Source organism: Saccharopolyspora sp. NPDC045839 (genome assembly GCF_056431645.1).
The window spans coordinates 113,433-126,699 of the sequence record NZ_JBWKKH010000027.1 but is presented as its reverse complement, the minus strand read 5'-3'; the positions used below and the strand labels follow the sequence as shown (position 1 = coordinate 126,699).

Genomic DNA, 13,267 nt, shown 5'->3' with positions numbered 1-13,267 from the left:
CCGGGTGAGTACGACAAGCAGGTGTATGTGCTGCCGAAGCACCTGGACGAGAAGGTCGCGCGGCTGCACCTGGACGCGTTGGGTGTGAAGCTGACCAAGCTGACGAAGGAGCAGGCGGCTTACATCGGTGTCGACGTCAACGGCCCGTACAAGCCCGACCACTACCGCTACTGATCGAACCAGACCTGGAGCCCGCCGCGACGCGCCCGCGGCGGGCTCCAGCCCTTTTGCGCGCTCATCGAAGATTGCAGTCACTATCGCTTCAGTGATGAATGAAATTAATCGTCACGGCACGGATCTGCACCGGCCAGGAGGCGGCAGTCGTTACGCTGCTCGCATGACGCCGCAGGAGCTCAAGAACGCATGCCTCGCGCTCACCGGTGCGCGCGAAGAGTTCCCCTTCGACGACACGAACAGCGTTTTCAAGGTCACCGGCAAGATCTTCGCCATCAGCAGGCTGGGCGGTGACCCGCTGCGGGTCAGCCTCAAGTGCGAGCCGGAGCTGGCGGTTCAGCTGCGCGCGACGTACCCGGCCATCACGCCCGGCTACCACCTCAACAAGCGGCACTGGAACACGATCGTCCTGGACGGCTCCGTGCCCGATCCGCTCGTGCTGGACATGATCGAGGACTCCTACGACCTCATCGTCGCCGCTTTGCCCAAGCGCGAACGGGAAAAGCTGCACTGGAACGCGCTCAGCCGCGAGGAGTGAGGCCGCCGCCCGGTCTCGCGACCGGATCGCGCCCGAGGTGGGCGACGAGGCGTTCGCCCGGCGCGGCCTGCGGGGACCACGCGACGGGCGGCCCGAACAGGAACGGACGGGTGGCCTCGATGACGACCATCGGTGCCAGCCGGACCAGCGCCGTCGCGAGGCCGTCCGGGATGGGGGAGTCCTGGCCGCACGCCCGGGCGATGTCCCAGCCGTGCACGGCGATCTCCAGCGCACCGGTCGCGGCGGCGATCCGGCCGTCCAGGGGCAATCCGCCGACGTGGACGTCGTCCGGGTGCGCGAGGCAGGTTTCCAGCAGCACCCTGGCGCGGTTGCGCAAGGTTGCGACCGGGTCGGCGGAATCCTCGGCGTCGTCCGGAACGCGGGACGCGAGCGTGTCGGCGACAACGGCCAGCGAATCGTTGACGTGGGCGACGAGCGACCGGAGGTCCCAGCCGGCGCACGGAGTCGCGTTGGCCAGCGTCGCGGTGGTGACATCGGCCGCGGCGCCGAGGACGTAGCAGGTGGCGCGCTCCAACAGCGTTGCGGCATCGCCGAAGAGCTCCGGTTCGATCGCGGTTCGCTCGTCCACCGGACGGTCCTCCTCGCTGTTCGCCTGCGGTGCTTCCCGGTTAGACGCGGGGGCCGGTGAAAACTCATCGCACGCTCGGGCGGCGAATTCCCGGGCCGTGAGCGTTTTGGGGCGTCAAAGCGCCCCAAAACGCTCACGGGCCTCAGACGAACGGCCAGACCGCCGCGGTCAGCGCGAATCCCGTCACGCCCATGACCGTTGTCAGGACCGTCCAGGTGCGCAGCGCGCTGCCGACCTCCAGGCCGACGAGCTTCGCGAACATCCAGTACCCGGCGTCGTTGACGTGCGAGAGGCCGAGCGCGCCGGCTCCCATGGCCAGCGAGACCAGCGCCAGCCGCCCCGGCGACAGGTCGAGCCCCTGCATCAGCGGCGTGATCAGCCCGGCCGTCGTCACCAGCGCGACGGTCGCCGAACCCTGCGCCCCGCGCAGCAGGAGCGTCATCGCGAAGGCCAGGACCAGCAGCGGCAGCCCGGTGGATTGCAGCAGGTCGGCGACCGCGTCGCCGATGCCGGTCGTCACCAGGACCTTGCCGAACACCCCGCCGGCGCCGGCGACGAGGATGACCACGGCCACCGGCGGCAGCGCCGACCCCATCACCTCCGCGACGTGGGCGTGCGACCAGCCGCGCCGGATGCCCAGCAGCCAGGCGGCCAGCACGAGCGCGATGAGCAGCGCGACCATCGGCGCGCCGATGACGGTCAGCGCCTCCCGCAGCACGGCGCCCTCGGGCAGCGCGAGCTGGCCGACGGTGCCCGCGAGGATCAGCAGGATCGGGGTCAGGATGAGCGCCACGATCACGCCGAACGACGGCGCCTGCTCGGTCTTCGCCTCGGCGGGTGCCGTGGCGACCGCGGCCGCACCTCCGCCGGAGCCGTGCGGCGGGAGGTCGGGGGAGCCGTAGACCTCGGCGCGCACGTCCGGAGACATCGGATATTCCTTGCGCGTCAAGCGATTCGACACGAGGTAGCCGATCGCGACGACGACCGCCGTGATCGGCAGCCCGAGCAGCAGGATCCAGCCCAGGTCCGAGCCGATCTGCTTCGCCGCGGCCACCGCGCCGGGGTGCGGGGGCAGGAACGCGTGCACGGTCAGCATCGCCGCGCCCATCGGCAGCGCGTAGACCAGCAGCGGCTTCTTCGCGCTGCGCGCCACGCCGTAGGCCAGCGGCATCAGGATGATCAGGCCGACCTCGAAGAACACGGGGATGCCCAGGATGAACCCGGCCACGGCGAGCGCGAGGGGCGTGCGGCGTTCGCCGAAGCGCCGGATCAGCGTGTGCGCCAGCGCGTTCGCGCCGCCGGATAGCTCGATGATGCGGCCGACCATCGCGCCGAGCGCGATGATGATCGCGACGTGGCCGAGCGTGGAGCCCATGCCCTTCTCGATGGTGTTGACGAGCTCCGCGGGCGGCACGCCGCCGGCGAGTGCGACTCCGGTGCTGACCACCAGCAGGGCGACGAAGGGCTGCACCTTCGCCTTCAGCACCAGGAAGAGCAGCAGCGCCATCCCCACCGCGCCGATGCCCAGCAACACGGCAGGGCTCATCGTTGCGCCTCCTTCGGCGAGAGGAGCGTGACGACGCTGGAGTCGTCGGAGCCGCCCAGCCCGGCGCGCTCGCCCAGCAGGTAGAGCTGCTGGGCGGCCGAGGCCAGCGGGGTCGGGACGTGCGCCTGCTTGGCGATGCCGGCGACGATCCCCATGTCCTTGACGAAGATGTCCAGCCGGGACCGGACTTCCGCGCCGTCGCCGTAGGCCTCGATCATGCGGGGCCCGCGGTCGGCGAGCATGAACGATCCGGCGGCGCCCTTGCTCAGCGAGTCGATGACGGTGGCCGGGTCCAGGCCGAGCGCCCGGGCCATCGCCACGGCTTCGGCGGCCGCGGCGATGTGCACGCCGGCGAGCAGCTGGTTGATCGCCTTGAGCGCCTGTGCGTCGCCGGGCTCCCGGCCGATCTCGGTGAGGGTGGAGGCGAGGCGGTCGAGCACCGGGCGGGCCGCGTCGAGGCTGTCCTCGTCGCCGCTGATGACGATCAGCAGGTCGCCGGTGCCCGCGCGGGTGGGGCCGCCGCTGACCGGGGCGTCGACCAGGCGGGCACCCGATTCGGCGAGCCTGGCGGCGGTTTCGCGGGCCGCGTCGGGCCCGACGGTGCTGGTGAGCACCACGACGGCGCCGGGGTTCAGCGCTTCGGCGGCGCCGTTCTCGCCGAACAGCGCGGCTTCGACCTGCTGCTGGTCGCGGACCGCGAGCAGCACGACGTCGGCGTCCCCGGCGGCTTGCGCGGGAGTGGTCGCTTCCGCCGCGCCCGCGGCGGCGAGCTGGGCGCGGCGCCCGGCGTCGATGTCGAACACGGTCACCGGGAAGGCGGGCGCGAGGTGGGTGGCCATCGGCAGGCCCATGGCTCCGAGGCCGATCACGGCGATGCGGGTGGCGGAGGTTTCAGGCATTCGTCTTTCCCCGTTCTGCGGTGAGCAGGTTGATCGTGCGGACGGCGCAGGAGCGTTGCGCGGCCGTCCGGAGCGGTGCGGTGAAGTCCGAAGTGGACGGATGAGACCTGGTGAACATCACCGATGTGCGCTCGGCTGGACGCGGAGCGGCATCACCTGCCCCGCAGCGAGGCGACGACGTCGGCGAGCGCTCGCCGGTCGCCGACGTTGCCCGGGAACACGACGTACGGGGTGCCCGCGAACTCGCCGGAGACGGGCTCCCACAGCGAGACGATGCCCGGCAGCATCGTGCCCCGCACCATCGCGCGGCGGATGTCGAGGCCGGCGGTGGCGATGTCGCTGGAGGTGATGCCGCCCTTGGCCACGACGAACGCCGGGCGGTGCGCGCGGACGGCCGCACGCACGGTGTCGACCAGGCCGGCGGACACGGCGCGGGCGATGGCCAGGCTGGCGTCCGGGTCGGTGCCGGTGACCAGCGTGCGGCTGGTGCGGATCACCACGTCGGCGTCGGACATCGCCCGCGCGGCGGCCTGCGCGACCGCATCGACGTGGGCGTCGCGGGTGGCCGGATCGAGCAGCGCCGGCACGTCGAGCTCCAGCTCGGTGATGCCGCCGAGTTCGCGCAGCCCGTCGAGCTGGCTGGTGGTCAGGCCGACGTGCGAGCCGACGGCGATCAGGCCGTGCCCGTCGCCGGTGCCCATGCCGCGCAGCACCTCGCCGTCCAGCGGCGGCGCGCCCGCCTGACCGGCGCGGGAGCGGACGAAGGCCGGGCCGACCCGGTAGAGCAGCCGCTTGCCCCGGGACTCGGCGTGCAGCAGCGCGAGCGCCAGCACGCGGATGTCGTCGTCGCAGGCCGCGTCCACGACCACCGGCTGCTGGTCCTGCACGGTGTCGAGGAGCTGCGCGACCCGCTCCGGGCCGCCTTCCCGGAGATCGGCGGCGGTGATGGCCAGGACGCGGTCCGCCGGCACCCGGCCACTGGTCTTCTCGGCCACCCAGTCCCGCAGGTCCGAGCTGCGGTAGCCGAAGGTGGCGTCCTCGGCGAACTCCGTGCGCCCGGCCGGGAGCATGCCGTCGGCGGTGCGGGTCCAGTGCACCGAATCGATCGTGAACCGGCCCGCGTCGGGGAAGGCGGGGACGATGATGACGCCGTCGATCGGTTTGCCGCGCTGCGCCAGTTCTTCGGCCAGCAGATCGGTTTCGCGCGGGTAGTGGCCGCGCAGCGTCGAGTCGCTCCGGCTGGCCACCACGAAGTCGGCGCCTTCGGCGGCCGCGGCGCGGGCGAGCGCGTCGATCACCTCGCGGTTGCGGGCGTCGGCGTCGGCGGCCGACAGGCTGCGGGTGTTGGTGAGCACGAAGAAGGTCCTGCTGGGCTGGGTCAGCGCCCAGCGCAGGTCGTCGACGCCCCAGGTGGTCAGCACCGGGACGCCGGCGACGGTCTGGGTGCCGGTGGGGTCGTCGTCGAGCACGACCAGGCGCGGCCCGCCGGCCATGCGCTCGGCGATCTCGGCCGGGGCGACGGGGCGGACGGCGGGCAGTCCGGCGAGGAGTTCTTCCGCGGAGATCGGGCGGTCCTGGGGCAGATCGGGCATGGCGCTGCTTCCTGTAGGCGTGCGGAGGTGCCCACGCGGCGCGTGGGAGCGGGGTCAGCTGTCGGCGAGCACGTGGGTGCGGAGGTCGTCGGCGGTCTGGGCCATGTGGTCCGCCATCGCCTGGCGCGCGAGCGCCGGGTCGGCCGCTTCGAGCGCTCGCAGGATCTTGGTGTGGTGCGCGACGGCGTTGGCCCGGATCTCGGGCACCGCGGAGGTCTCGCGGCGGCCTTCGACCAGCAACCGGCCGAAGGGCTCGAACATCAGCGGGATGAACGCGTTGCCGCTGGCGCGCATGATCGCGTCGTGGAAGGCGATGTCGGCCTCCACGAACAGCTCGACGTCGTCGGTGTCGACGGCGTCGCGCATGTCCTGCAGCAGGCTCCGCAGTTGCGCCAGGTCGTCGTCGGTGCGCTTGCCCGCGGCCAGCTCGACGGCGCCGACCTCGATCAGCCGCCGGGCCTCGATGAGGCTCTCCGAGATCGCCGCGCTCGACCGGGGAGTGGCCGCGGCGGCCCGGATCAGCGGGTCCAGCGCGGTCCACTGCGCGGGCGGGTTGACGTAGGTGCCGCGGCCGCGCTGGATGCGCACGATGTTCTGCACGCGCAGCGCCTTGATCGATTCGCGGACGGTGAGGCGGCTGACCGCGTACTGCTCGGCGAGCTCGCCTTCCGGCGGCAGTGCGCTGCCGGGGGCGTGCGTGCCGTCGATGATCGCGCTGAGCAGCCGCTCGGCGAGTTGGTCGGACAGCGACATTGCTGCGGATCCTCCTCTAGATCAGACGTCAGATGTCTGATGGCAGCAGACGATAGGGCCCGGGCCCGGCCTCGTCAACCGGCTGGGTCACGCTGGATCGATGCAGGTCAGGGCGCCGGTCCACATAGGGCGGTCCGGTGCGCGAATTCCCCTGAGTGCTCCCGTTTCGCTTGACGCCCACGTTGCGCCGCGGTTAATGTCTCCGCCACGACAGGCATAGACGAAGAGCCACTGTCAGCGGTCTTCGTCGTGCCTTTTTTCGTTTCGCCGGATCGCTGCCAGTGCCTTCCCTTGAAAAGGTGGCGATCTGTGGCCTCACCTTCGAACACGGTGGCGGGGACGGTGTCCGGCCCCTCCGACGTGGTGGCGTTGATCAACAAGCTGGAACGGCTGCCGAAGAAGGCCAGCCTGATCTGGTACCTCATCCTCGGCGGGCTGTTCCTCGACGCCTACTCCAACGCCGCGCTGAGCGCCGGGCTTTCGCCGATGGTGAAGGAACTGACGCTGACGCCCGGACAGGTCGGGCTGCTCACCGCCACGGCGCCGGCCGTGGCGATCCTGTTCAACCCGGCCAGCGGTTGGCTGGCCGCCCGGATCGGGCGGGTCAAGCCGCTGCTGCTGGCCAAGCTCATCGGCGTCGCGGGCGCGCTGCTCACCGCGTACGCGGGCAGCTTCGAGACCGTGTGGGCCGGCCGCGCGCTGGTCGGCGTCGCCTACGGCATCGACTTCGCGGTGGCGATGGCGATGCTCGCCGAGTACACACCCGCCAGCCTCAAGGGCCGGCTGAACCTGTGGCAGTGCGTCTGGTACATCGCCACCACCTCCAACCTCGCGCTGACGCTGATCTGCTACAAGCTCGGCATCGGCGCGGAGATCTGGCGCTGGTCGGTCGGCTCGGCCGCGGTCATCGCCGGGGCGCTGTTCGTGCTGCAGCTGGTGTTCCTGGTGGAGAGCCCGTCGTGGCTGGCATCCCGCGGGCGGCTCGCGGACGCCGCGCAAAGCCTCCGCCGGATCTACGGGTTCGACGCCGTCCCGGGCGACCGGGCCGAGGCACCCGCCGAGGTGCAGCAGTCGATCGGCTTCCGCCAGTCGGGCGTGCTGTTCCGCAAGCCCTACCTGCCGCGGACGATGCTGTCGACGCTCATCTCGCTGACCCAGTCGATGCAGTACTTCGCGATCGGCTGGTACCTGCCGGTGATCAGCCTCGCGATCTTCGGCGAGCAGTTCGAGAAGGCCACCGTCGGATCGATGATCTTCAACGCGGCCGGCATCATCGGCGGCGCCGTCTCCGCCTACGCGGGCCGTCGGATGGGCCTGCGGATGAGCTCGGCGGTCGGCTACGCGATGGCGTTCGTGCTGCTGCTGGTGCTGGGACTCGGGTTCGGCAGCCTGCCGACCGTGCTGGCCTTCACCGTGCCGTTCCTGTTCATCTTCTTCCACTCCGCGGGCCCCGGCGCCAACGGCAAGTCGATCGCGGCCCTGTCCTACCGCAGCGACATCCGCACCCTCGGCACCGGCATCACGGGCATGCTCGGCAGCTTCGGCAGCGTCGTCGGGCTCTACGTGTTCCCGCTGATCAAGGAGTCGATGGGCCTCGGCCCGACGATCGCGGCGCTGGCCGTCGTCCCGCTGCTCGGGCTCATCACCTGCGTTGCCATCAAGTGGGACCCGACGCGCAGCGGCATCGACCCCGACGACGAGGTCATCGACCTGCTGCCGGCACCGGTGCCGGCCACCCGCTGACGGCGCAGAAAGGCACCAGCATGAGCAGTTCGCAACGAGGCGTGCTGTCGATCGACGAAGGCTCGACCGGCACGCGCGCGGCCGTGGTCACGGCGGACGGATCGAGCGGACCGTCGTACTACCGGCCGATCGCCGTGGTCCACCCCGACCCGCTGCGGGTCGAGCAGGACGCCGGCGAGCTCTGGCGGCACACCCTGGAGGTGGCGCGGCAGGCCGTGGCGTGGGCCGCGGACAGCGGCGTCGAGATCGTCGGGGTGGCGCTGTGCACGCAGCGCGCGACCGCGGTCCTGTGGGACCGCGTCACCGGGCAGCCGCTGGCCCCCGCCGTGGTCTGGCAGGACCGCCGGTACGCGGCGGAACTCGAAGTGCTGGCGCAGCAGTGGGATCCGGTCCTGCTGCCGCGCACCGGCCGGCCGGTCGGCAGCCGGTCGCCGTTCCTGTGGGCCGCCAGGCAGATCGCGGAGAACCCGGAGGCGCGGGCGGCCGCGGACGCCGGACGGCTGCTGTTCGGCTCGATCGACACCTGGCTGAGCTGGAACCTCAACGGAGGCACCACGCACGCCGTCTCCGCCAGCAACGCGGCGGCGCTCGGCGGCTACGTGCTGCGCGAGCACGCGTGGGATCCGGACTGGCTCGCCGCGGTCGGCTACCCGCAGGAACTGGCGCCGCCGCTGTCCGACGACGACGGCGACTTCGGGTGCACCGACCCCGAGGTGCTCGGCATCCGGGTGCCCATCGCCGCGGCGATGGGGGACCAGCACGCGTCGCTGATCGCCCTGGGCGCGCTGGAACCCGGCCAGGGCATGTGCATGCACGGCACCGGCACCTTCGTCGGCGCACTCACCGGCGACGAGCCGGCCGACGCCGCCAACGCCGTCGACGGCGTGCTCGCGCTGGTCGGCTGGCGCTCCGGCGGCCACAGCCGCTTCAGCCTGGAGGCCTACACGTCGACGACGGGTTCGGCGCTGCGCTGGCTGGTCGAGGACCTGCAGCTGTTCGACTCCGCAGAGCGGATCAGCGAACTCGCCGCCACGCACCCGCGCGACCGGGACACGTGGTTCGTGCCCACGCTCGCCGGGCTGCGGACGCCGCTGGCGGTGCCCGGCGCCCGGGCGTGCCTGACCGGCCTGAGCCTGGCCACCACCCGCGCCGCCATCGCCCGCGCCGTCCTGGAAGGCATCGCGCACTCCGTGTGCGACACCGCCGACGGACTCCGGTCCACGATGGACGGACCGCTGACCCGGCTGCGCGTCGGCGGTGGGCTGGCGGCCAGCGACGCGCTGATGCAGAGCCAGGCCGACCTCTCCGGCATCCCCATCGAGCGGGTGGCCGACTCCGCCACCGCGAGCCTGCGCGGCGTCGCGTACCTCGCCGGCGTCCGGCTCGGCCTGTGGGGCTCGCTCGACGAGGTCGTCGGCGCGCGCCCCGTCGGCCGCACCTTCGAACCCGCGACCACCGACCACGAACGGCAGGAGCTGCGCGCCGAATGGCAGCGGGAGCTCCGGAAGTCACTGCCCTGAACGAAGAAGGAACATCATGATGAAACTGCCGTCCCGACGGCCCAACTCGGCCGCGGCGAAGGCCACCCCCGGCGCTCCGGTGATCCTGGACCGCCGGCGGGCGCTGCGGCGACTCGCCGACGCGGAATTCGACGTGCTGGTGATCGGCGGCGGGATCACCGGCGCCTACACCGCGCTCGACGCGGTCTCCCGCGGATTCTCCGTGGCGCTGGTGGAACGCGACGACTTCGCCTCCGGCACGTCGTCGAAGTCCTCGAAGATGGTGCACGGTGGGCTGCGCTACATCGAGCAGGGCAACGTGAACCTGGTCCGGCACTCGCTGCTGGAGCGGCACCGGTTCCGCCGCAACGCGCCGCACCTGGTGCAGCGCCTGCCGTTCCTGTTCCCGATCCTGGAGCAGGAAGGCGTTTTCGACCCCCGCATCGCGAAGGCCTTCGAGGGTCTGCTGTGGACCTACGACCTGGTCGGCGGCTGGCGGATCGGGCGCCTGCACCAGCGGCTCACCCCCAACGAGGTGCTCTCCCACGCGCCGACGCTGCGCGCGGAACAGCTCAAGGGCGGCTTGATGTACTACGACAGCCGCACCGACGACGCCCGCCTCACCCTCACCGTCATTCGCACCGCCGCCCACCTCGGCGCGGTCGTCGCCAACGGGGCGAAGGTCGAGCGGCTGCTCAAGGACGGCGGCCGGGTGCGCGGCGCCGTCGTCCACGCCGACGGCGAGGACATCGACGTGCGCGCCCGAGTCGTGGTGAACGCGACCGGCGTGTGGACCGACGAACTCGACGTGCTGGCCGACGACGCGCACCGCCCGCAGGTCCGCCCGGCCAAGGGCGTGCACATCGTGGTGCCCTGGTCGAAGATCCGCAACGACTGCACGGTCACGGTGCCGATCCCGGGCCGCGCCCGCCGCGCGACCTGCACCCGCTGGGGCGATGTCGTCGTCCTCGGCACCACCGACACCGACTACGAGGGCTCCGTCGACGACGTGCACTGCACGCGCGAGGAGATGGAGTTCCTCCTCGACGGCGCCAACGTCGCCTTCAACAGCGGCATCACCGCCGACGACGTGCTCGGCAGCTTCGGCGGGCTGCGCCCGCTGGTCGGCGGCAAGGAAGGCGCCACCCTCGACATGCGGCGCGACCACCACATCAGCGTGGGCGGCGGCGGCATGGTCACGGTGACCGGCGGCAAGCTCACCACCAGCCGCCACATGGGCGAGCTCGTGGTGGACAAGGTCGCCGGGCTGCTCGGGCGGAAGACCCGCAGCCGCACCACGAAGCTCCCGCTGCTCGGCGGCGCCGGCTACGACCCCGAGGCGGTCGCCGCCTCCGGCGGCACGGCCGCCCACCTCGGCGGGCGCTACGGCACCGAGTCGCGCTTCGTGAGCGCGCTGATCGCCGAGGACCCCGCGCTCGCCGAGCCGCTGGTGGCCGGCCAGCCGCACCTGAAGGCCGAGGTCGTCTACGCGGCGCGGTCCGAGATGGCGCGCTCGGTCGACGACGTGCTCTCCCGCCGCACCCGCCTGCGGCTGTTCGCCCGTGACGCCTCCGCGGCAGCCGCGCCGGTCGTCGGTGAGCTCCTCGGCACCGAGCTCGGGCTCAGCGCCGACACCATCGCCGGACAAGTAAGCAGCTACCGGGCGGACATCGCCCGCGAGAAGTCGATCCTGTTGGGAGAGAAGGCATGATCAGCCGCCAGACCATCACCCACCCGTTCAACCGCGGCAAGTACGTCGTCGGAGCCCCGACCCCGCCCCGCTACGGCGCGGGCACCCCGGTCGGCAAGGGCGCGGCGTCGCTGCAGACCACCGCGGTCGAGGTCCCGGGCGCGGTCGTGGAATCGCTGCGCGGCATCGCCGACGCCGTGCACACCGACCGCGACGAGGTCGTGCTGCGCACCCGCGACTGGTGGGCGGGTTCGATGATCGGCGAGACCGCCGACAGCCCGGCCACCCCGGACGCGGTGATCGTCGAGGTCAGCACCGTCGAGCAGATCCAGGCCGTGACCGGGCTGTGCAACGAGCACACCCTGCCGCTGACCGTCTCCGCCGGCCGCAGCAACGTCACCGGCGCGGCCCTGCCGGTCTTCGGCGGCGTCGTGCTCGACGTCTGCGGCCTCACCGGCATCGTCTCCTTCGACGCGGAATCGCAGGTCGTCGAGGTCCGGGCCGGCATGTTCGGCGACGTCTTCGAGCAGGAGCTGCAGGAGGTCCACGGCGCCACCACCGGGCACTGGCCGTCGGCGTTCGCGATCTCCACCGTCGGCGGCTGGGTCGCCTGCCGCGGCGCCGGCCAGCTGTCCACCCGCTACGGCAAGATCGAGGACATGGTCGTCGGGCTCGACGTGGTCCTCGCCGACGGCACGCTGGCGACCTTCGGCGACTACCCGCGCGCCGCCACCGGCCCCGACCTGCGGCAGCTGTTCGTCGGCTCGGAAGGCACCCTGGGCATCATCACTTCGGTCCGGCTGCGCACCCACCCGCTGCCCGAGTACGCCAAGGCCATCGCCTACGGCTTCGACACCTTCGCCGAGGGGCTGGAGGCGTGCCGGCTGATCATGCAGCGCGGCGCGACCCCGGCCGCGATGCGCCTCTACGACAAGCTGGAGAGCGGCACCCACTTCGGGCACCCCGACACGAACCTGCTGCTGATCGCCGACGAAGGCGACCCGGTGATCGTGGACGCGAGCATCGCGGTCAGCGCCGAGGTGTGCGCGGAGCAGGGGATCGAGCTCGACGGCCAGGCGGTGTTCGAGCGCTGGCTGGACGAGCGGATGCTGGTCGGCAAGTCCGCGGACGGCTTCACCCCAGGCCCCGGGTTCGTCGCCGACACCCTCGAGATGGCCGGGCCGTGGGCGAAGCTGCCCGCCATCTACGACGAGGTGGTGGCCGCGATCTGCGCGGTGCCCGGCACGCTGGCGTCCTCGGCGCACCAGTCGCACGCCTACACCGACGGCGCCTGCCTGTACTTCTCGCTGCGCGGCGAGGTCGAGCCGGAGCAGCGGCGGCAGTGGTACCGCGCGGCGTGGGACGCGGCCAACGCGGTGCTGATCCGGCACGGCGCGGCGCTGAGCCACCACCACGGGTCCGGGCTGCTGCGCGGCCCGTACCTGACCGACGCGCTCGGCTCCGGGTTCCCGGCGTTCGAGGCGGTGAAGAACGCGCTCGACCCGCGCGGCGTGCTCAACCCGGGCAAGCTGGGCCTGCCCACGTCGTTCGGCACCGGGCCGCTCGACTGAACCACCGGGTGGGTAAGAGTAACGGGCATGAGTGAACCTTCCACGCGTCCGCGCCGACCGCTGAACCCGCTGATCGAGGCGGCTTTCGCGGACGTCCCGGTGTGCGCCTCGGTGGTCGGCGCGGCGCGGGTCAAGGACTTCGCCGCCGCGCCGGCCGCGGTCGGCGTCCTGGCGTCGATCCCGGTGGGCGAGCTGCCGAAGGTCGTCCGGGTGCTGGTGCACCTGAAGAAGACCGTGTTCGTCAACATCGACGCCTGCCCCGGCCTCGCCCAGGACCGCGGCGCGATCGACTTCCTGACCGAGATCGGCGCGCAGGGCGTGGTCAGCACCCGGGCCGCGCTGATCGACCGCGCCGGGGCGCTGGACATGCTGACGATGCAGAAGGTCTTCGTCACCGACCGGTCGAACCTCAACCGGAGCCTGGAAGGCGTCGGCCGGAGCAACCCGGACCTGGTCGAGGTGATGCCCGCCCCGATCATCCCGTGGATGCCCGAGGAGGCCCGCCGCGTGCTGTCGCCGTTCGTCGCGGCGGGCTTCGTCACCGACGTGGCCGGGGTGGCGCACTCGCTGGCGATGGGCGCGGTCGCGGCGGCCACCTCGGATCCCGGGCTCTGGTCGCTGACCCGCGATCGGCTGCGGGACGGGAAATGACCCGCGCACAACACTTTCAACA

12 protein-coding genes are annotated in these 13,267 nt (G+C 72.1%); 7 read left to right on the top strand and 5 right to left on the bottom strand.

Annotation, left to right across the window (positions count from 1 at the left end; all coding sequences use genetic code 11):
• Together AC07EQ_RS31060 and AC07EQ_RS31055 are read left to right on the top strand one after the other, a co-directional pair.
• Positions 1-174, top strand: a 174-nt coding sequence (locus AC07EQ_RS31060) for an adenosylhomocysteinase (RefSeq protein ID WP_478391419.1), incomplete at its 5' end; no start/stop codon positions are given.
• A 163-nt stretch (positions 175-337) separates the two neighbouring features.
• A complete protein-coding gene (locus AC07EQ_RS31055) occupies positions 338-712 on the top strand; it encodes an MmcQ/YjbR family DNA-binding protein (protein ID WP_478391413.1) in 375 nt (124 codons plus the stop codon).
• Here AC07EQ_RS31055 and AC07EQ_RS31050 read toward each other — a convergent pair.
• The 5 genes from AC07EQ_RS31050 to AC07EQ_RS31030 form a co-directional block, all read right to left on the bottom strand.
• Entirely contained in the window at positions 696-1,301 is a 606-nt protein-coding gene (locus tag AC07EQ_RS31050) for a TIGR03086 family metal-binding protein (protein ID WP_478391412.1), read from the bottom strand. The genes AC07EQ_RS31055 and AC07EQ_RS31050 overlap by 17 nt on opposite strands.
• A 142-nt stretch (positions 1,302-1,443) precedes the next feature.
• Positions 1,444-2,847 (bottom strand): GntP family transporter, encoded by a 1,404-nt coding sequence (locus AC07EQ_RS31045; RefSeq protein ID WP_478391411.1) that lies wholly within the window; start codon positions 2,845-2,847, stop codon positions 1,444-1,446.
• A complete protein-coding gene (locus AC07EQ_RS31040; RefSeq protein ID WP_478391410.1) occupies positions 2,844-3,746 on the bottom strand; it encodes an NAD(P)-dependent oxidoreductase in 903 nt (300 codons plus the stop codon). Before AC07EQ_RS31040 ends, AC07EQ_RS31045 begins: the two co-directional genes overlap by 4 nt.
• A 152-nt stretch (positions 3,747-3,898) precedes the next feature.
• Complete coding sequence (locus AC07EQ_RS31035) at positions 3,899-5,338, bottom strand: four-carbon acid sugar kinase family protein (RefSeq protein WP_478391409.1); 1,440 nt, start codon at positions 5,336-5,338, stop codon at positions 3,899-3,901.
• Between the two features lie 54 nt (positions 5,339-5,392).
• Positions 5,393-6,091 carry a FadR/GntR family transcriptional regulator gene (locus AC07EQ_RS31030; RefSeq protein WP_478391408.1) on the bottom strand — a complete coding sequence of 233 codons (699 nt, stop codon included), beginning with the start codon at positions 6,089-6,091 and terminating at the stop codon, positions 5,393-5,395.
• 309 nt (positions 6,092-6,400) lie between these two features.
• On the opposite strand from AC07EQ_RS31030, the gene AC07EQ_RS31025 reads away from it, so the two are divergent.
• Genes AC07EQ_RS31025 through AC07EQ_RS31005 form a run of 5 tightly spaced genes read left to right on the top strand, consistent with a single transcriptional unit; the run spans position 6,401 to position 13,245 of the window.
• On the top strand, positions 6,401-7,834 hold the full coding sequence (locus tag AC07EQ_RS31025) for an MFS transporter (protein WP_478391407.1): 1,434 nt from the start codon (positions 6,401-6,403) through the stop codon (positions 7,832-7,834).
• A 20-nt stretch (positions 7,835-7,854) separates the two neighbouring features.
• The gene (locus AC07EQ_RS31020; RefSeq protein WP_478391406.1) at positions 7,855-9,354 is read left to right on the top strand and encodes an FGGY family carbohydrate kinase; all 1,500 of its coding nucleotides are present in this window, start codon (positions 7,855-7,857) and stop codon (positions 9,352-9,354) included.
• A gap of 16 nt (positions 9,355-9,370) precedes the next feature.
• Positions 9,371-11,044, top strand: a complete 1,674-nt coding sequence (locus AC07EQ_RS31015; protein WP_478391405.1) for a glycerol-3-phosphate dehydrogenase/oxidase — start codon at positions 9,371-9,373, stop codon at positions 11,042-11,044.
• Entirely contained in the window at positions 11,041-12,594 is a 1,554-nt protein-coding gene (locus AC07EQ_RS31010) for an FAD-binding oxidoreductase (protein ID WP_478391404.1), read from the top strand. The genes AC07EQ_RS31015 and AC07EQ_RS31010 overlap by 4 nt, the downstream gene beginning before the upstream one ends.
• A 27-nt stretch (positions 12,595-12,621) precedes the next feature.
• A complete protein-coding gene (locus tag AC07EQ_RS31005; protein ID WP_478391403.1) occupies positions 12,622-13,245 on the top strand; it encodes a glycerol-3-phosphate responsive antiterminator in 624 nt (207 codons plus the stop codon).
• Positions 13,246-13,267: the final 22 nt, after the last annotated feature.